Raw genomic sequence first — 19016 nt, forward strand, 5'->3', positions numbered from 1 at the left:
GCGGTGTCAGGGGCGAGTGCGGGAGAACGTCTCCCAGGCCCTGGCGAGACCGGCGGCATCCGTGCCGACCTTGCGGTAGACACAGGACAGCAACTGCCGCACGCCCTGCTCGGTGAGGCACAGTTCCTTCGCGATCACCGGCACCGGGTGTCCCTGGAGGGCCAGTTCCGCCGTACGGCGCTCCCGGGCGGTCAGCGTGTCGGCCTGCGCGTACCGCAACGGCAGCGGGCGCAGCCCGGCCGCCGAGAGCTCCTCCCTCGCGCGGGTGGCGAGCGCCTGCGCACCGCAGTGGACGGCGCATTCCAGGCCCTGGTAGAGGCGATCGGCGGCCTCCTGAAGGTGCCCGTCGCGGGACAGGGCGGCGCCGTGGCCGATCAGCGCGCGGGCGAGTTCGTAGGAGGCGGGGGACTGCTCCAGGTGCTCCACGGCCTCCGCGTGCAGCTTGAGCGCCGCCGGTCCGCCGGTCACCTCGGCCTCGACGTGCAGCGCCTGGCCGATCGTGGAGGCGGCGCCGAAGGCCCGGGCGCGCTTGACGGCGTCGCGGGCGAGGGAGAGCGCGCGTCCGGGTGCGGTGGGGGCGAGGGCGGACGCCAGGTGCGACTGCCAGGGGCACCAGGCCGGGTTGTGCCAGCCACGTGCGTCCAGCCAGTCCCCGACGGCGGACAGCAGTTCTGCCGCTTCGGAGTGCCGCCCCTCGGCCAGGAGCAGTTCGGCGTACACCGTACGGGGGTCGGGGTAGATGACCGCGTTGGGGACGACCTCGCCGTAGCGGTAGGCGTCGGCGAGGCGACGCGCCTCGGCGGTGCGGCCGCGGGCGAGCAGGATCTGGATGAGGATGCCGATGGCGAACCACTGGGCGGGTACCGCTCCCGCGACACGGTTGGCGGTGTCCAGCCCGGCCCGTACGAAATCCTCCGCCTCGGGGAGGCAGCCGCGGCGGTAGCGGATGTACCCGAAGAGGGTCTGCCCCTGCGCGAGGTGGGAGCCGCGCCAGCCCATGCGCTCGCACTCGGCCATGCCTTTGGTGAACAGTTCCTCGGCCCGCCGAGGCTGGTCGCAGTACATGAACACCAGGGCGACCGAGACGGGCACCTCGAAGCCCCGGTTCTCGTCCGTCCAGCTCAGTCCGCCCCGCAGGGAGTCCTCCGCACAGGCGAGGACGGTCTGCCGGGGCTCACCGCGCACCATGGCGTCCCACGCCCGCAAACCGAGGATGTACCGCTCCTCCAGACCCCGGCCGGTGAGCCGCTCGGCCAGCTGCGCCAGCCTGCGCGAGCGGGCGAACGAGTCGGGCTCATCGGCGCGGAAGGCGCTCCAGACGAAATGATCGGCCTGCAGGCGCAGTCGGACGCGCGGATGGGCGGCGAGCCGTGCCTCGTCGGCGGACACAGTCGCCGCCTCGGCCAGCCGGTCGGTGTGGGCCAGCGCCTGGGTCAGCCGGTAGACGATGGAGGCCCGCAGGTCGGGATCCAGGTGGGGTTCGGCCAGTGCCTCCTGGAGATGGCTGACCGTGGCCGTGGGGTCGATCAGGAAGGTCGAGCACGCGAGCTCGTGGAGAAGGGCGGCCCGGTCCTCCGGAAGCGGCGGTTCCTGCAGGGCCCGGGCCAGCACGCGCCGGGCGGCCTCCGGAGCCCCGGCGCGAAGGGACTCACGGGCGGCCTCACGCAGGCATGCGACCACCTCCGGCCTGCCCTCGCAGGGAACCTCCAGCAGATGCCGGGCGGCGGCCGTCGGACCCAGCCCCGCCGCCCGGACGGCCTCCGCGGCCCTGTCGTGCAGACCGACCCGCAGGCCCGAGGGGATGGACCGGTAGATCGTCGTGGCGATCAGCGGGTGCACGAACTCGAGGCCGCCCCCGGGCGCCTGGCCGTAGGACAGGATCCGCGCGGCGCGCAGCTTCTCGGTCGCCTCCGCGGCGTCCTCGCTGCCGATCACCGCGAGGGCGGCGGCGAGCTCCGGTGACACCGGTGGACCCAGCACGGCCGCGGCATGGGCGAACCGGAGGGTGGTCGTGCCGAGCCCGCGAAGGCTCTCGATCAGGCCGGGGCCCTTGACCGCCGCGGCCAGGTCCCGCATCTCGGGCAACTCGTCCTGTGCGCCCTTCAGGTTCCGGTCGGCGAGCCTGATGGCGAGTTCGACGGCCTCGAACGGTCTCCCGCCGGTGACCGACCAGCACTCGTCGCAGAACCCGTCCTCGGCTCCGTCTCCCAGCTCGTCCCTGACGATCTGCGCCACACCGGCGGCGCTGAGCCGCGCCAGCGGGTGGGGGCGGTTCCCGTGGCGTTCGACGACCGTGCGGAAGGCGGCTGCCTCGGAGGGCAGTTCGTCGGGCCGGTAGGCGAGGACGAGCAGGAGCGGGAGATCGGCGGCCCGCGGGGTGAAGGAGGCGAGCCAGCCGAGGGACTCGAGATCGGCCCAGTGCAGGTCGTCCAGGAGCAGGACGAGGGGCGCCTTCATCGTGGCCAGGCGCGTCATGACCCAGTCGAGGCCGTCGCGCACCCCGGCCGGATCCGGTGCGGGGGCGGTGTCCGTCGCCTCCAGGCCGAGTGCCACGGCGACGATGTCGTACCAACTGCCCAGGAACGTACGGCGTTCGGCTTCGTCCATCGTGGCCAGGGCGGGCTGGACGAGCTGGCGCACCAGCCGGAACGCCAGCTCCTGTTCCTTCTCGCCACCGCGCGCCGAGAGCACCGTGAACCCGTGGGCCGTTGCGCGTGCGCGTGCCTTTGACAGGAGCGCCGTCTTGCCCAGCCCGGCCGGCCCTGTGAAGGCGAGCAGCTCGCTGGGCCGCGACCGCTGCATGCCGTCGGCGGCGTCGCGGAGGTCCGAGAACGCGGAGTCGAGCGCGTGGAGTTGGCGTTGCCGTTCCAGCAATGGGCGGGGCTCGGTGTTCGGTTGCCACGACCCATGCGCCATGTGCCCTACCGCTTCCTGTCGTTTCCTCGGAGGACAGCGCAGAGCGTACGCCCCTGGTGGGCGCCCGGTTGAGGTGTTCGGGCACGAGATTGACAGAGAAGGATGAACCTCGCGCCGAAGTGGTTCTCTTGTCCGCTCTTCGGGTAGTGAGGGTCGAATGAGGCCCTCTCGGTGAGCGGGCGTCGAGACGACCGGCAGTGGCCGTTCCGTGGAACCGTGCGCCCGCCGAACGGCCCCGGCGGGCACACGGCGGCTCACACGAGGGCGGGAGTCAGCGCCGCGTCCGCATAGCGCGGCACGCCGCGGGACCAGTAGTAGCACCCGCGGATCCAGCCGGTCATGCCTTCCACGTAGCCGATTCCGGCAGGGCTCAACTCCGGTTCGATTTCTGCGTAGAGGCGCTCGAACTCCCGGATCGTGCCGTTGATCTGCCGGATGGCCAGCGTGACGGCCGCCGGAAGGGAGCACCCGTGGGCGCGCTGGTGAGCCAGGGCCAGATTGATCATTCCGCCCGCTCGCTGCTCCTTCACCGCGGAGAAGAGGTCGGGTATCCACACGGCCGCGTCGGCCGACAATCGGCTCAGACGTTGCACGACGGGGTGATGGAGCTCCTCGGGAGACAGCTCGCACGGTTGCGCCGCTTCGGCCAACGGGTAAAAGGGCTCGACGCCGGCGGTGAGCGAACGTATCGCGGTGCTCAGGCCCATGCGCGGAGGAAGGGGCTGGGCCTGGGCCACCGCCTCGTAGAGCAGGCCGTGTACGTATTCGCGGCTCTTCCATGCCCAGCGCGCGGCCTGTGCAGGGGTGCACCGCTCCCGGACCTGCCGGTGGAGGTCGGCCAGCGCCGCCCCCAGGGCAGTGGTGGGCGGGGCGTCGTCGCGCAGGATCGCGATGCTCTCGCACAGCATGGGCAGCAGTCGGTCCGGCGACTGCCGGCCGAGCTCCTCCGCCCGGTCGTCGAAGACGAATTGATAGGCGATTTGATTGGCCACGATCTGCAGGAGGTCCAACTCCGTCGTCGGGCTGTTGTAGGACGCGAGTTCCGCCGGCCGAGTGAAGGCGATCATCGCCGCCACCCCCACGTCGTCGGTCAGCCCGAACGAGCGTAACCACGCGTCGACGCCCGCCCCCGCTTCGGTTGCGTGGCGATTGCTCTGGAACGCGAAGGGCATATGCAGGTGGGCGTCGATGAGTTCTGACAGATTGGAGGCCGGAATTCCGCTCCGCGTGGCGAGCGTGAATTCCTCATGCGTCGTCGACACCGTGGTCACCTGCCCTTCGGGAGTCATGGACACAGGGCGCTGTCGGCCGTTGTTCTCGCGGTTCGCAGACCATCACCAACGACCTCGGCCCCAACGTGACCGCGGGACGCAGTCGTTCGACATGTCCGGGCGAGTGACGCAGGCGCCAGTTCCGGGTGACGAACGCGAGGGCCATGGTGGCCTCCGCCATGGCGAAAGAGTCGCCGATGCATTTACGGCTGCCCGCGGCGAACGGAATCATCGCTCCGTTCGGGACGCCGACGGCCTCCCCCGGCAGCCAGCGGTCGGGGAGGAAGCGGTCGGGATCGGGGAACGAGGCCGGGTCATGGTGCAGGAGGTACGGGCTGTACAGAACGGTCGCGCCCGGCTCGAGACGGTGGCCGGCCAGATCCGTCTCCTTGGTGGTGACGCGGGTGAAGAGCCAGCCCGGCGGGCGGTGGCGCAGTGTCTCGGTGAGGACGTACCGGGTGCGGACCAGGCGTGCCAGCTCGTCGCGACCGGGCGGCCGGCCTCCGGCGAGCACGGCGTCGACCTCGGCGTGCAGCCGGCGCTCCTCCTCCGGATGCCGCGCCAGCAGGTCGAGGGCGGAGGCGAGGCACAGGGCGGTGGTCTCGGCTCCGGCGAACAACAGCGTGATGAGCTGGTCGTGGACCTCCTGTTCACTGATCGCCGCTCCGTCGGCGTCCTGCGTGGCCGCCAGCAGAGTCCCCAGCAGGTCGTTCCGCTCGCCGCCTCGGGCGTCCCGACGGCGCTCGGCGATGGCCGCGTCGACGATCGCGTGCAAACGCTCGACAGCACGCCGGTAGCGACGGTTCGCGGGCGTGGGCACACGGAACAGGGCGTCGACCGGCACCACCGTCCGGACGAAGAGGCCGCGGACGATGGTGGCGAGGCAGCGGCGCATCTCGGCGGCCGTCGCGGTGTCGAGCGAGTCGGAGAACAGGACACGGCTGATCACCCGCGTCGTCAGCGCCAGCATGGCCGCGCTGACGTCGACCTGCCGGCCGGACCGCCACCCACGGCACACCGCCTCCACTTCCTCGCCCATCAGCGCCGTGTGGTCGGCGACGCGGGCCGTACGGAAGTCGGGCTGCAGCAGCCTGCGCTGCCGCCGGTGGGCCTGATGCGGGCAGGTGCCGACCCCGTCGCCGAGCAGTGGCCGCAGCCTGTCGTAGAGGGGACCGCCCTTGTCGAAGGTGCGCGCGTCCATGAGCACCTGATGGACCAGTTCCGGATGGCACACCATCCAGGCGCGCTGGGGACCCAGTCGTATCTCGACCAGGTCCCCATGGGCGGGTAACGAATTCAGAAAATCCAGCGGGTGGCGGTACAAGGCGATACCGTGGCCGATGAATGGGAATATGCCCGGCGCAGTACCCACCCGCCAAGCGTGTTCTCGTTCAGGCGTGGTGCGGCTCATCGAAAACCCCCTGCCTCATTCGACGCCAGCAAATCGATGGGGGCTACATTGACTTGGCCCCTGGGTAATGTCCTGCCCAGTCCGATCCGGTGTTTGTTGTCGCGGATCCTTTCTGCACAGGGGCGCACTGAAGCACAAAGAAGCAGAAGGGTGCATTCGAGGCGTTCTGGGAAGTGGTCCCGCGGGCCACCGCGGGACCACTTGGCATCAATTTCTCTCGCTCACCCGGAACGCCCTCAGCGCGGGCGAGGACAGGATGTCCTTCTCGCAGAAGCGGGACGTCACCCACTTCTCCCCGGAGAACAGCCGCGTCTGGTCGCCGTAATGAGACGAGCCGGGATTCGAGGACTGCGAGTACGTCAGCAGCGTACGGGCCACGGGGCACCGGCTGCCGTCCCAGCCCACGGCCTGGATGTAGCTGGAGCCGGTCGTCACCTCCGTGTAGCCGCCGCCCGCCGGATTCCACACCGGCTCGATCTTGTTCCACACGCCGAGCGACTCGGTACCGCCCGGAACGGGGATGCGCTGCCCGTTCCGTACGACGAACTGGTGCTCACCGAGGCGGGAGCCGAGCGCGATGCCCGCGCCCCGGAGTTCGGCGACCGCGTCCGCGAGGGCCGTGGCGAAGCCGGGGGCCCCGGTGTTGAGGGTGTGCGGGGTGCGCACCGGGTCCGCCGCCGAGAACGGCACCTTCCACCGCTGGGCGGCCGGCACCTTCGCCGCCAGCTTCCGCCAGAACCGGTCGAAGAGCAGGGCGCCCCGGCCCCCGGTGTCCGCCGTGCGGTCCCAGTCCGCGAGCACCGAGCAGGCCTCGGTGACGTCAACGGCCTTGCCGTGACTGCCGGTTGCCGTCCCGCCCGGCAGGGCGGCACACGCCCTCGCCACGTCGGCCGCGGCGAGGTCACCCGCGGGCACCCGGTTCGCGAACTGCTGCCGCTGAAGGTCCCTGATGCTCAGGCCGCCCCGCTCCGCCATCGCGGCCACGTCCTCGATCGCACCACGGGTACGCATCGAGCGCTGCGTGCCGACGTTGCCGAAGACCCGCTCGTACCCGGTGAGCGGCCGGTCGGCGTTGGCCAGCCACGCGCTGTCGTTGGAGTTCTCCGCGTACGGCGCGTCCTTCAGCGTCGGCATGCGCGCGGGCCCGAAGATCCCGGACTGGACGGCGTCGGCGTCGCTGCCGAGCGCGCAGTCGCCACGGGAGCCGTCGAGGACCGCCAGACCCGCGGCCGGATAGGTGGTCCTGCCCAGGTCCGTGGAGCACCGGCTCGCGAGGTCGTCGGTGATCCGGGGCAGCACCTGCGACTGGGTGTAGAGAGAGTGCCCCGAGGAGTCCGCGGCGATCGTGTTCACCCACGGGAGCCCCTGGTGCCGGGCCAGGGACGCGAGGACATCCGCCGTGCCGCGCGCCTTGCCGAAGCCGAGCGAGGTGTCGGCGAAGCGCATGTTGGCGGCGTTGGGGTCGCCCAGCGCGTACGCCGTCGTGGTGGTCCAGGGCAGCGGGAGCTCGCCGTCGGCGGAGGCGACGACCGGGCCGTAGCGGGTCCACCACTGCGTGCGGGTCACCGGTGCGCCGTCCTTCACCGCGACGGTGACGGTCCGTTCGGTCATCCGGTGCCGCTCGCCGTCCACCACATACACGGTGGGGTCGGCGGGATCCAGCGTCAGCCGGTGCAGATTGAACGGGACGCCGGTCGACACCGTGTGGCTCCACGCCACATGGGCGTTGTAACCGATGGAGATCGTCGGCGAGCCGAGCAGCGAGGCGCCGGCGACGTTCAGCTCGCCGGGAATCGTCTGCTGCGCCTGCCAGAACCGGCGTCCGCCGTGCCACGGGTAGTGCGGATTGCCCAGCAGCAGACCCCGGCCGTTCGCCGTGGTGTCACCGCGGAAGGCCACCGCGTTGGACCCCATGCCCGCGTCCGCGGTCCGCTCCCGCACGGCCCGTACCAGGGCCTCGGCGTCCGCACCGGTCGCGGCGGATCCGGTGGGCGGCTGGGCGGACGTGATGTCGTCCACGGCGCCACCCTGGCCGCCCAGCACGGCGATCGCGTAGAAGCGCGCGGCCACGTCGAGTGCGGTGACCGGCCGGACCCATGCGGCTCCCCGGCACGCGGGGTCGGTGATCCGGTTCTGCTTCAGCCAGGCGTTGTACCCGGCCGCGAAGCCCGTCATGAGGTCCTTGACCTGACGGCTCGGGCCGCGCGGTGCCGGCTGCGCGAGGAGCTTCTCCACGGTGCGCGCCTGCCGTACGCCACGGAAGTACAGGTCGCTGCCGAGGTTGCTGGTGGCGGAGGAGAGGGAGAAGTCGGTGGCCGCGTCCGGACCGAAGACACGTGAACGCTCGCCGCGTACGGTCACGAAACCGTCGGCGAGCGTGCACACCTGGTCGGCGGTCTGCGCCCAACCGGTGCCGAAGCCAAGGGACTTGTAGTCCTTGGCCACGATGTGCGGAATGCCGTACTCGGTGTAGCGGACGACGGCGGACAGGCCGCCGTGCGAGAGCTGTTCGTGCCGGTCTCGCGGGTCGTGCCGATCGGCCGCGGCGGCGGGCAGCCCGGACGTGGCGGTGAGCAGGACGACGGCCGCGACGACGAGCCGTCTTAAGCGGGTGCGCATCGTGCCTCCCAACGTCGTTGAGGGACGGAGCCGTTGAGCGTACCAACGGGTATGTGTCCCCGGCACGGTGTTGCGCGTCGTGCTTGACCTGTCCGTGCGGCGCGCCGAGGATCATGTGTCATGACGCCTGGAAACGGCAGCACGGTTGACGGGGTGCTGCGACGCAGCGCCCGGCGCACCCCCGCGCGCGTCGCGGTCGACTACCGCGACCGCTCCTGGACGTACGAGGAACTCGACGAGGCCGTGTCGCGCACGGCGAGCGTCCTGCTCGACCAGGGCCTCGCCCCCGGCGACCGGGTCGGCGCCTACGGCCACAACTCGGACGCCTATCTGATCGCCTTCCTCGCCTGCGCCCGCGCGGGCCTCGTCCACGTCCCGGTGAACCAGAACCTGACCGGCGACGACCTCGGGTATCTCGTCGGCCAGTCCGGCAGTTCACTGGTACTCACCGACCCGGACCTGGCTGCCCGGCTGCCGGACGGCGTCCGTACGCTGCCCCTGCGCGACGCCGACGACTCGCTGCTGGCGCGTCAGGCGACGGCGCCCGCCCACGACGGCCCGGAGCCGCGCGGCGAGGAACTGGTGCAACTGCTCTACACCTCGGGTACGACGGCGCTGCCCAAGGGCGCGATGATGACCCACCGCGCCCTGGTGCACGAGTACCTGAGCGCGATCACCGCCCTGGACCTGAGCGCCGGCGACCGTCCCGTCCACGCACTGCCGCTGTACCACTCGGCGCAGATGCATGTGTTCCTGCTGCCGTATCTCGCGGTCGGCGCCACGAACACGATCATCGACGCCCCCGACGGCGACCGGCTCTTCGACCTCATCGAAACCGGCGGCGTGGACAGCCTGTTCGCCCCGCCCACGGTGTGGATCGGCCTCGCGGGCCGCCCCGACTTCGCGACCCGTGACCTCGACGGACTGCGCAAGGCCTACTACGGCGCCTCGATCATGCCGGTGCCGGTGCTGGAACGGCTACGGGAGCGCTGGCCGAAGCTGGCCTTCTACAACTGCTTCGGGCAGAGCGAGATCGGCCCGCTGGCCATGGTTTTGGCCCCGGACGAGCACAAGGGCCGGCTGGACTCCTGCGGCCGTACCGTCCTCTTCGTCGACGCCCGTGTGGTGGACGAGGACGGCGAGGACGTGCCCGACGGCACCCCCGGGGAGATCGTCTACCGCTCCCCGCAATTGTGCGAGGGCTACTGGGACAAGCCGGAGGAGACCGCCGAGGCCTTCCGGGACGGCTGGTTCCGCTCCGGTGACCTCGCGGTGCGGGACGCGCACGGCTACTTCACGATCGTCGACAGGGTCAAGGACGTCATCAACTCCGGTGGCGTGCTGATCGCTTCACGCGAGGTCGAGGACGCCCTGTACACACACGAGGGCGTCGCCGAGGCCGCCGTGATCGCCCTGCCCGACGAGCGGTGGATCGAGGCCGTCACGGCGGTCGTCGTGCCGCGCGGCGAGGTGACCGAGGCCGAGCTGATCGACCACGCGCGCGAAAAGCTCGCCCACTTCAAGGCGCCGAAGCGGGTGGTGTTCGTGGACGAACTGCCGCGCAACGCCAGCGGCAAGATCCTCAAGCGGGAGCTGCGGGACCGTCTTGCCGCCGATTAGGGCCTGCGGCCCTGGCTCGGCCGCAGGTCCACGATCCGCCGGATCTTGCCCACGGAACGCTCCAGCGACTCCGGTTCGACGATCTCCACGGCGACCGACACTCCGATGCCGTCCTTGACGGCCGCCGTGATGGCCCGCGCGGCGGCGTCCCGGGTCTCGGGCGAAGCGTCGGGGCGAGCCTCCGCCCGCACGGTGAGGGCGTCGAGCCGGCCCTCCCGGGTGAGCCGCAGCTGGAAGTGGGGTGCGACGCCCGGCGTGCGCAGCACGATCTCCTCGATCTGGGTGGGGAAGAGGTTCACCCCGCGGAGGATCACCATGTCGTCACTGCGGCCGGTCACCTTCTCCATCCGCCGGAACACCCGCGCCGTGCCCGGCAGCAGCCGCGTCAGGTCCCGCGTCCGGTACCGGACGACCGGCATCGCCTCCTTGGTGAGCGAGGTGAAGACCAGTTCGCCCTCAGCGCCGTCCGGCAGTACCTCCCCGCTGATCGGGTCGACGATCTCGGGAAAGAAGTGGTCCTCCCACACATGGAGCCCGTCCTTGGCCTCCACGCACTCCTGCGCGACACCCGGCCCGATCACCTCGGACAGCCCGTATATGTCGACGGCGTCGATCGCGAACCGCTCCTCGATCTCCCGGCGCATCTGCTCGGTCCAGGGCTCGGCACCGAAGATCCCGACGCGCAGGGAGGTACCGCGCGGATCGACACCCTGCCGCTCGAACTCGTCGAGGATGGTGAGCATGTACGAAGGCGTCACCATGATGATCTCGGGCTCGAGGTCCTGGATCAGCTGGACCTGACGTGCCGTCATCCCGCCGGACGCCGGAATGACCGTGCAGCCCAGCCGTTCGGCCCCGTAGTGTGCGCCGAGCCCACCGGTGAACAGCCCATAGCCGTACGCCACATGGACCTTGTCCCCGGGCCGCCCGCCCGCGGCGCGAATCGACCGGGCCACCATGTCGGACCACAGGGAGAGATCGGCGTCGGTGTAGCCGACGACGGTGGGGCGCCCGGTGGTGCCGCTGGAGGCGTGGATGCGGCGGATTCTGTCCTGGGGTACGGCGAACATCCCGTACGGGTAGTTCTCGCGCAGGTCGGCCTTGGTGGTGAACGGGAAACGGGACAGATCGGCGAGCGAACGGCAGTCGTCGGGCCGCACTCCGGCCTTGTCGAACGCGTGCCGGTAGAACGGCACGTTGTCGTACGCGTGCCGCAGCGACTTACGCAGCCGTTCCAGCTGCAGCGCCCGCAGCGTCTCCGGGTCGAGCCGTTCCCCCGAGTCCAGCAGCTCCGTCGCATCCGCCATGGGGAGTTCTCCCTCGCCAACCGCGTCAATCCGGGCGACCGATCATTCGGTCCGAGCCTTCTGGATCAGTAATCCAGGCGGTGATCGATCAGGCAAGAGGGCGGCCCGGGATTTCTGCGAGTGGCACAGCCGCGCAGCGCGATCGAGAGTGGCCTGCCCCGGGCCACAACTCCGTTGCGGTGAGCGCGCCTGGGCGAGCAGGATGCGCGCCATGCCGTTCTTCACCGCCTCCGACGGAACCGAGATCGCCTACCACCTGCGAGGTGAGGGCGAACCCCTCGTCGTCCTGCCCGGCGGACCTATGAGGGCCTCCGCCTACCTGGGGGACCTCGGCGGACTCGCCGCCCACCGGCAGCTGGTGTTGCTCGATCTGCGGGGCACCGGGGACTCGGCCGCACCGGCGGACCCGGCGACGTACCGCTGCGACCACCTGGTGGACGACGTGGAGATGTTGCGGGCCCATATGGGGCGGGCCCATATGGATGTGCTCGCCCACTCGGCGGGCGGGAGCCTCGCCATGCTCTACGCCGCCCGGTATCCGCAGCAGGTGTCGCGGCTGGCCCTAGTGACCGCGACGCCGTGGGCGCTGGGGATGCCCGCCACCGCCGAGGAACGGCTTGCCGCGGCCCGGCTGCGGGAGGGCGAGCCGTGGTTCGCGGAGGCGTTCCCCGCCTACGAGGCCTGGCTGGCGGGGACGGGCGATTTCGACCCGGGGTTCGCGCCCTTCTTCTACGGGCGCTGGGACGACGCGGCCAAGGAGCACGACGTGCGCGGCGACGACGAGTACAACGACGAGGCCGCGGACATCTACGGCTCCGACGGCGCCTACGACCCGCCCACGACCCGCTCCGCGCTCGCCCGGCTCACCGCCCCGGCCCTGGTCCTCGCGGGCGAACTCGACGGAGGCCCCTGCCCCGCACTCGCCGGCCGCACCGCCGACGTCTTCCCTAACGCCGAGTGCGCCGTGCAGCCGGGCGCCGGGCACTATCCGTGGCTGGACGACGCGGAGTGGTTCGTACGGCGTGTCGTCGCGTTCCTGGACGGACGGGCGTGGGGGAGTGCCCCCGGCCACTAACGGTGGAGTGTGGCCTCGCCGGTGAGGCCGATGCCCGTCTCCTCCCCGGGCCGCACCGACACCGGGCCCGCGACACGGACGTCGACCGGGGCGTCGACCCCCTCGACGGCCACGGTCACCTTGGCGTCGTGGCCGTAGAAGCACACATCGGTGACCGTGCCCCGCGCACCGCCCGACTCCGCCTCGGTCAGCCGCAGCTGTTCCGGCCGCAGTAGCACCGTGCCCGACCCGGAGCCCTCGGACGGGGAGGCGAGGGCCACGGTGCCCAGGGCCGTCGTGGCCGTCCGGCCCGCACGGTCGACCGTGCCGGGGAGCAGGACCGCGTCGCCGACGAATCCGGCGACCCAGGGGTCGGCGGGGCGCCGGTAGAGGCCCTGCGGGGTGTCGCACTGGGCGACCCTGCCCTGCCGTACGACCGCGACCAGGTCGGCGGTCGACAGGGCCTCCTGCTGGTCGTGGGTGACCAGCACCGCCGTGGCTCCGGTCGTGCGCAGGGCGGCGCGCACATCGGCCCGCACCCCTGCGCGCAGTGCGCTGTCGAGGGCGTTGAACGGCTCGTCCAGCAGCACCAGTTGGGGCCGCGGGGCCAGCGCCCTGGCCAGGGCGATGCGCTGCTGCTGGCCGCCGGACAGCTCGTGCGGCATCCGGTCGCCGTATCCCGCGAGCCCGACCAGCTCCAGCATCTCCTCCGTACGGCGGCGGCGCTCGCCCCGGTCCAGGGCGGTCAACCCGAACGCCACGTTGCGGGCCACGCTCAGATGCGGGAAGAGGGCGCCCTCCTGCGGCACGATGCCGATGCGCCGCCGCTCCGGCGGCAACTGGACACCGGGCCCGGTCAGGGTCCGGCCGCCGACGGTCACCGAGCCGGCGTCGGCGTGCAGGAATCCGGCGACGATGCGCAGCAACGTCGTCTTGCCGCAGCCGGAGGGCCCGAGCACGGCGGCCAGGGCGCCACCCGGCACGTCGAGGTCCAGCCCGCGCAGCACGGGGGCCTCGGGGCCGTAGGACTTGGCCAGGTGCTCGATGTGGAGATCGTTCGTCATGGGAGGTGCCTGCCTCGGGAGTTCATGTGCGGTGCCTGCCCAGGAGGTACGAGGGGACGGCGGCCAGCAGGATCAGTGCGGCGGCGTAAGGGGCGGCCGCGGCGAAGGATCCGGCGCCGGTCTCGGTCCACAGCCGGGTGGCGAGGGTGTCCATGCCGGTGGGGCGCAACAGCAGAGTCGCGGGAAGTTCCTTCATACAGACCACGAAGGTGAGCGCGGCGCCGGCGGCGACGCCGGGGGCGGCCAGCGGCACGGTCACCTCCCGCAGCACCCGCAGCGGCCGCCGGCCGAGCGAGCGGGCGACGTCCTCCAGCACCGGGGGCGCCTGAAGCACGGCGGCCCGGGTGGCGGCCACGGCGACGGGCAGGAACAGCACGGCGTAGGCGCAGATCAGCAACGGGAGTTGCTGATAGAGCGGGTAGGCGTAGCGGACGGCGAAGAAGACCAGGGCGAGCGCGACCGTGATGCCGGGCAGCGCGTGACCGGCGTACGCCGCCTGTTCCAACAGCCGGGCACCGCGCCCCCGGTGGCGGGCGGCGATCACACCGACCGGCAGCGCGAGCAGGGTGGTGAGGGCGGCTCCGGCCGCGGCGACACCCAGCGTGGCCCAGGCGGTCTCGCCGAGCCCGCCGAGGTCCCAGGTGGCGGAAGTGCCGACGGCCAGCCAGTAGCCGAGGGTGCCGAGCGGGAAGGCGACCGCGACGGCCGTCACCGCCGCGCACCACACCAGGGCGGGGATCCGCCAGCGCCCGAGCGGCACCGGTACGACGGGACGCGCGCTGCCCGTACCGGTCCTCGCGTGGCCCGCGCGGCCCCGGGTGCGGCCCTCGGCGGCGACCAGCGCCACCGTCATCACCACCAGCACGACGCTCAGCGCGGCGGCCGGGGTGCGGTCGAAGGAGGCACGGTACGAAGTGTGGATGGCCCAGGTGAACGTGTCGTACCGCATCAGCGACACCGCGCCGAAGTCGGACAGCACGTACAGCGCCACCAGCAACGCACCGCCGGCCGCGGCCGGACGCAACTGCGGCAGCGTGACCCGCCGGAAGGTGCGCAGCGGACCGTGCCCGAGGGAACGCGCGGCCTCCTCCTGCGCGGGGTCGATCCCACGCAGCGCCGCGGCGACCGGCAGGTGCACATAGGGAAAGCTGACCAGGGTCAGGGCCAGGGCCGCCCCGGTGAAGCCGGCGGTCCGCGGTGCCGCGGACAGCCAGGTGAAGGCGGCGACGTAACTGGGCACGGCGAGCGGCAGGGTGGCCAGTACCGACCAGGCGCGGGCCCCGGGCAGCGCGGTGCGCACGGTCAGCCAGGCCAGCGAGACACCCAGCACCAGGCAGGCCACCACCACGACGACGGCGAGGCCCAGGCTGCGGCCGACGAGTTGAAGGGTGCGTTCGTCGGCGACGACGTCCCAGGCATAGGCGGGGCCGCGCTCGAGGGCGCGGACCGCGAGATAGCCCAGGGGCAGCAGCGCGAACAGGGCCGCCACGCACGCGGGGACGATGAGTACCCAGGGGGGTCGGCTTCCCGCTGAGCGCGCGGTGGTTCCGGCGCCGGGGCGCAGCAGTCCCAGGGTTCTGAGGGTGCGCCGGCGCCCGGCCGCGGCGGACACCGCGGCCGGGTGGCCATCGGGATCCGGGTCGGCCGGGCGCCGTACGGACTGGGGGGAGGTGCCCACGTCAGGTCAGACCAGTCCGACGTCCTGGAGCATGGCCAGGGTCTCCTGGAGCGACTCCAGCTTCCCGAGGTCGATGTCCGGGGCCTCCAGCGAGTCGAGCGGAGGCAGGTCCTCCACCGGGCTGGTCACGCCGGCGGACAGCGGGTACTCCTTGGTCTCCTCCGCGAAGTACGTCTGCGCCTCCTTCGACAGCAGGTAGTCGACCGCCTTCTGGGCGACCGCGCTCTGCCCGCCGTCCTTGAGGATGCCCGCTCCGGCGACGTTGATCAGCGCACCGGGGTCGCCGCCGGGCAGGAAGTGCAGCTTGGTCCTGACCTTGTCCTCGCCCTTCTCCGCGACCCGCTCGTACCAGTAGTAGTGGTTGACCAGACCGAGGGAGACCTCGCCGGACTCGACGGCGTCCAGTGTGGCGAGGTTGTTGCTGTAGGTCTTGCCGTTCTCCTTCAGGCCCTTGAGCCACGTGCGGGTCGCGTCGTCGCCCTCCAGCACGCGCATGCCGGTGACGAAGGTCTGGAAGGAGGCGTTGGTGGGCGCGAAGCCGACCTTGCCCTTCCACTCCGGCTTCACCACGTCGTGGACGCTGTCGGGGGCCTTGCTCACCTTGTCGGGGTTGTACGCGATGACGCGGACGCGTCCGGACAGCCCGACCCAGTCGCCCTCGCCGCCCCGGTAGGCGGCGTCCACCTTGTCGAGGGAGGCCTGGGGGAGCTTCTCCAGCATGCCCTCCTTGGACAGGGCGCCGAGGGCGCCGGCGTCCTGGGAGAAGAACAGCCCGGCCTTGGTGCGGTCGCCCTCCTCCAGGATCTGGGCGGCCAGTTCGGCGCTCTCGCCGTAGCGGACGTCGACCTCGGCTCCGATGGCCTTCTCCATCTTGTCCAGGAGCGGCTTGACGAGCTTCTCGTTGCGGCCGGAGTAGATGACCAGCGCGGCGCCGTCGTCGCCGGCCGAACTGCCCTTGTCCTCGGAGCCACAGGCGGCGAGGGCGGGGACGAGCAGGCCGAGCGCGGTGAGCGCGGTGAGGAGGCGGGCCGTTGGGCGTCGCATGGTGCTGCCTTCCTGCGTGGCTCGCCTCTGCGCCGCTCGTCGCGTCATCAGAAGGGCGAGCGGCTGAGCGGTGCCGCTGTGGGACCTTGTGAATAAGCTATGAATAAGGTAAAGCTAACCTCACCGTCAAGGGATCAGTGCTACCAGCGGACGACGCCATGGAAGCGGAAAGGGCGCGCCCCGTGACCATCCCCTCCGGCCCACGCCCGGACATCCGACCGCTTCCGACCCAGCTCCCACCTCTCAAATCCGCGCGTCCGGGCGCCAACAGACGCGCCAGGGACCTGATCGCCGGCCTGTTCGCCAACCCGCTCGCCGGACGGACCGCCCCCGTCGACCCCCTCCCTCCCAGGGGCGCCGCACCGCGGACCGTACCGTTCGCCCGCAACCTCGCCGCATTCGGCGACCGGATCGCACTCATCACCGAGGACGGCACGCTCACCTACCGCGAACTCGCCGCCCGCGTGGCCGAGACGGCCGACCGCCTCGGCCCCGGCCGCCGCCTGGTACTGCTGGCCGGGGCCAACCGGGTGGACGCCCTCGTCGTCTACCTCGCCGCCCTGTCCGCCGGTCATCCGCTCCTGCTGGTCCCCGGCGACAGCGCCAGCACCATCGACTCGCTGACCGCGGCCTACGAGCCGGACGTGATCGCCGCGGCGCGCGAAGCCGGGAACGGCACCACGACCTGGGCCCTCGACGAGCGGCACCCCACCTCCGCCCACACCCTCCACCCCGACCTCGCCCTGCTGCTGAGCACCTCCGGCTCGACCGGCTCGCCCAAACTGGTCCGGCTCTCGCACGAGAACCTCCAGGCCAACGCCGAGTCCATAGCGACGTACATGGACATCCGGGACAGCGACCGGGCGGCCACCACCCTGCCCATGCACTACTGCTACGGCCTGTCGGTCATCAACAGCCATCTGCTGCGCGGCGCCGGGCTGATCGTCACCGGCCGTTCGGTGGCCGACGCCGGCTTCTGGGAGCTGTTCCGCACCGCGCGGGGCACGGCGCTGGCCGGGGTGCCGTACACCTTCGACCTGCTCGACCGCGTCGGTTTCGACCGGATGCGACTGCCGGAGCTGCGCCGCGTCACCCAGGCCGGCGGCCGGCTCGCGCCGGAGCGCGTCGTGCGGTACGCCGAGGCGGGACGCCGCGCGGGCTGGGAGCTGTTCGTGATGTACGGGCAGACGGAGGCCACGGCCCGGATGGCCTATCTGCCGCCCCGGCTCGCGGCCGACCGTCCGCAGGCCGTCGGGGTGCCCATACCCGGCGGCTCCTTCCGGCTCCAGCCGCTGGACGAACCGGACGGGACCGGTGCGGCCGACACCGGCGAACTCGTCTACTCGGGGCCCAACGTCATGCTCGGTTACGCCGAGAGCCCGGCGGACCTGGCCCTGGGCCGGACCGTCGAGGAACTGCACACCGGGGACATCGCCCGGCGCGCGGCGGACGGCCTGTACGAGATCGTCGGGCGGCGCAGCCGGTTCGCGAAGATCCTGGGGCTCCGCATCGACCCGCAGCGGGTGGAGGCGATGCTGGAGCGGCACGGCCTGCGCGCGTACTGCGCAGGGGACGACGACGCACTGGCCGTCGTGGTCGCGAGCGGCGACGCCACGGACGTGGATGCCGCATGGGTGCGCCGCCTGGTCGCGCAAGAGTGCGGCCTCCCGGTGCGCGCCGTCCGCGCACGAGTGGTGCCGGACCTTCCCCGCCTCGCCACGGGCAAGCCCGACTACGAGGCCGTACGACGGCTGACACGCGCCCTGCAGGAACCGCCCCGTGACGACACCTCAGGGACCCGGACCGGCCGGGCGACGACCGAGGACCTGTGCCGCCTCTACGCCGAGATCCTCGACCGGCAGGACGTCACGGAGGACAGCAGCTTCGTAGGCCTGGGCGGTGACTCCCTGTCCTACGTCGAGATGTCGCTGCGGCTCGAAGAGGCCCTGGGCGCACTGCCCGCCGACTGGCACACCACGCCCATCCGCGAGTTGCGGCATCCCGGCCCGCCGTCCCTCCCGCGACCGGCACGCCGCAGACGCACCCTGGAGACCGGTATCGCCCTGCGGGCCGTCGGGATCGTCCTCGTCGTCAGTGCGCACATACCCGTCTTCCTGGTCCAGGGCGGCGCGCACGTCCTGCTCGGCGTCGCGGGATTCAACTTCGCACGCTTCCACCTCACCGACGCCGGGCGCCGTCGGCGCGTGCGCAACCTCGGGCGCAGCATCCTGCGCATCGCCGTGCCGAGCATGGTGTGGCTGGCCTTCGCACTGGCACTGACCCGTGAGTACGACCTCGCCAACGTGCTGCTGGCCAACAGCCTCTTCCCCCAGGACAATTCGGACCCTGAGTGGCGGTACTGGTTCGTGGAGGCGCTGGTCCACATCCTCATCGTGCTGACCGCGCTCCTCGCCCTTCCGCTGCTGGACCGGGCCGAGCGGCGCAGCCCGTTCGGTTTCGCGCTGGGCCTGCTCGGGCTGGGGCTGGTCGGCCGGTACGACCCACTGGGGCTGGCCCATGTCCGGTTCCACCTCAGCCCCACCGTGGTGTTCTTCCTGTTCGCCCTGGGCTGGGCGGCGGCGCGGGCGCGTACGGTGCCCCAGCGGCTGCTGCTGACCGTGGTGCTGTCGGCCACCGTGCCTGGGCTGTTCCCCGGGGGCCAGCCGCTGCGCACGTCGCTCGTCGTGGCGGGCCTGGCGCTGCTGGTCTGGGTGCCGGTGCTGCCGAGCCTCGACCTGGTCAACCGGGTTGCGGGGGTGCTGGCGGGCAGTTCGCTGTACATCTACCTGACCCATTTCCACGTCTACCCGTACATCCGCGACCACTCGCCGACGCTCGCGCTCCTCGCGTCGCTGGTCGCCGGCGTGGCATACGGCTCGGTGTCCACACGCCTGATGCGGCGCGTGCCCGAGTGGCTCACGAGAGGCCGCCCGGTCCCGGCACCGGGGCAGTGAACCCGGATCAACCCCGTGCCCGCGAACAGGCCACATCCGCCAGGGGTTCTGGCGGTCGTTAGGGTTGCGGCAAAAGAA

General features: G+C 71.8%; 11 protein-coding genes. 3 read left to right on the top strand and 8 right to left on the bottom strand.

What is annotated here, in order from left to right; genetic code table 11:
- Positions 1 to 6 precede the first annotated feature (6 nt).
- The 4 genes from IF78_RS0108125 to IF78_RS0108140 form a co-directional block, all read right to left on the bottom strand.
- Positions 7 to 2916: a helix-turn-helix transcriptional regulator gene (locus IF78_RS0108125; RefSeq protein ID WP_037639898.1), complete on the bottom strand. Its 2910-nt coding sequence runs from the start codon at positions 2914 to 2916 to the stop codon at positions 7 to 9.
- Between the two features lie 254 nt (positions 2917 to 3170).
- Entirely contained in the window at positions 3171 to 4205 is a 1035-nt protein-coding gene (locus IF78_RS0108130) for a (-)-alpha-amorphene synthase (RefSeq protein ID WP_234439788.1), read from the bottom strand.
- Positions 4162 to 5598, bottom strand: a complete 1437-nt coding sequence (locus IF78_RS0108135) for a cytochrome P450 (protein WP_078662350.1) — start codon at positions 5596 to 5598, stop codon at positions 4162 to 4164. The genes IF78_RS0108130 and IF78_RS0108135 overlap by 44 nt, the downstream gene beginning before the upstream one ends.
- 207 nt (positions 5599 to 5805) lie before the next feature.
- Complete coding sequence (locus IF78_RS0108140) at positions 5806 to 8217, bottom strand: penicillin acylase family protein (protein WP_031480096.1); 2412 nt, start codon at positions 8215 to 8217, stop codon at positions 5806 to 5808.
- A 120-nt stretch (positions 8218 to 8337) separates the two neighbouring features.
- Between IF78_RS0108140 and IF78_RS0108145 the strand changes: the two genes are divergently transcribed.
- Positions 8338 to 9837, top strand: coding sequence for an acyl-CoA synthetase (locus IF78_RS0108145; protein WP_031480098.1), 1500 nt, complete (start codon positions 8338 to 8340; stop codon positions 9835 to 9837).
- Here the strand turns inward: IF78_RS0108145 and paaK are convergent.
- Positions 9834 to 11144 carry a phenylacetate--CoA ligase PaaK gene (paaK, locus tag IF78_RS0108150; RefSeq protein WP_031480100.1) on the bottom strand — a complete coding sequence of 437 codons (1311 nt, stop codon included), beginning with the start codon at positions 11142 to 11144 and terminating at the stop codon, positions 9834 to 9836. The genes IF78_RS0108145 and paaK overlap by 4 nt on opposite strands.
- Positions 11145 to 11355: 211 nt before the next feature.
- Here paaK and IF78_RS0108155 point away from each other — a divergent pair, with 211 nt between their 5' ends.
- Positions 11356 to 12219, top strand: a complete 864-nt coding sequence (locus IF78_RS0108155) for an alpha/beta fold hydrolase (RefSeq protein WP_031480102.1) — start codon at positions 11356 to 11358, stop codon at positions 12217 to 12219.
- On the opposite strand, the gene IF78_RS0108160 is transcribed toward IF78_RS0108155, so the two are convergent.
- The 3 genes from IF78_RS0108160 to IF78_RS0108170 form a co-directional block, all read right to left on the bottom strand.
- Positions 12216 to 13262 (bottom strand): ABC transporter ATP-binding protein, encoded by a 1047-nt coding sequence (locus IF78_RS0108160; RefSeq protein ID WP_031480104.1) that lies wholly within the window; start codon positions 13260 to 13262, stop codon positions 12216 to 12218. The two genes, IF78_RS0108155 and IF78_RS0108160, sit on opposite strands and share 4 nt — an antisense overlap.
- A gap of 22 nt (positions 13263 to 13284) precedes the next feature.
- Entirely contained in the window at positions 13285 to 14829 is a 1545-nt protein-coding gene (locus IF78_RS0108165; RefSeq protein WP_199921388.1) for an ABC transporter permease, read from the bottom strand.
- 117 nt (positions 14830 to 14946) lie between these two features.
- Complete coding sequence (locus IF78_RS0108170; protein ID WP_031480108.1) at positions 14947 to 15984, bottom strand: iron ABC transporter substrate-binding protein; 1038 nt, start codon at positions 15982 to 15984, stop codon at positions 14947 to 14949.
- A gap of 182 nt (positions 15985 to 16166) precedes the next feature.
- On the opposite strand from IF78_RS0108170, the gene IF78_RS0108175 reads away from it, so the two are divergent.
- Complete coding sequence (locus tag IF78_RS0108175) at positions 16167 to 18938, top strand: AMP-binding protein (protein WP_234439789.1); 2772 nt, start codon at positions 16167 to 16169, stop codon at positions 18936 to 18938.
- The last annotated feature ends 78 nt before the right edge of the window (positions 18939 to 19016 follow it).

The organism is Streptomyces bicolor (genome assembly GCF_000719285.1).
Classification (GTDB): Bacteria; Actinomycetota; Actinomycetes; order Streptomycetales; family Streptomycetaceae; genus Streptomyces; species Streptomyces bicolor.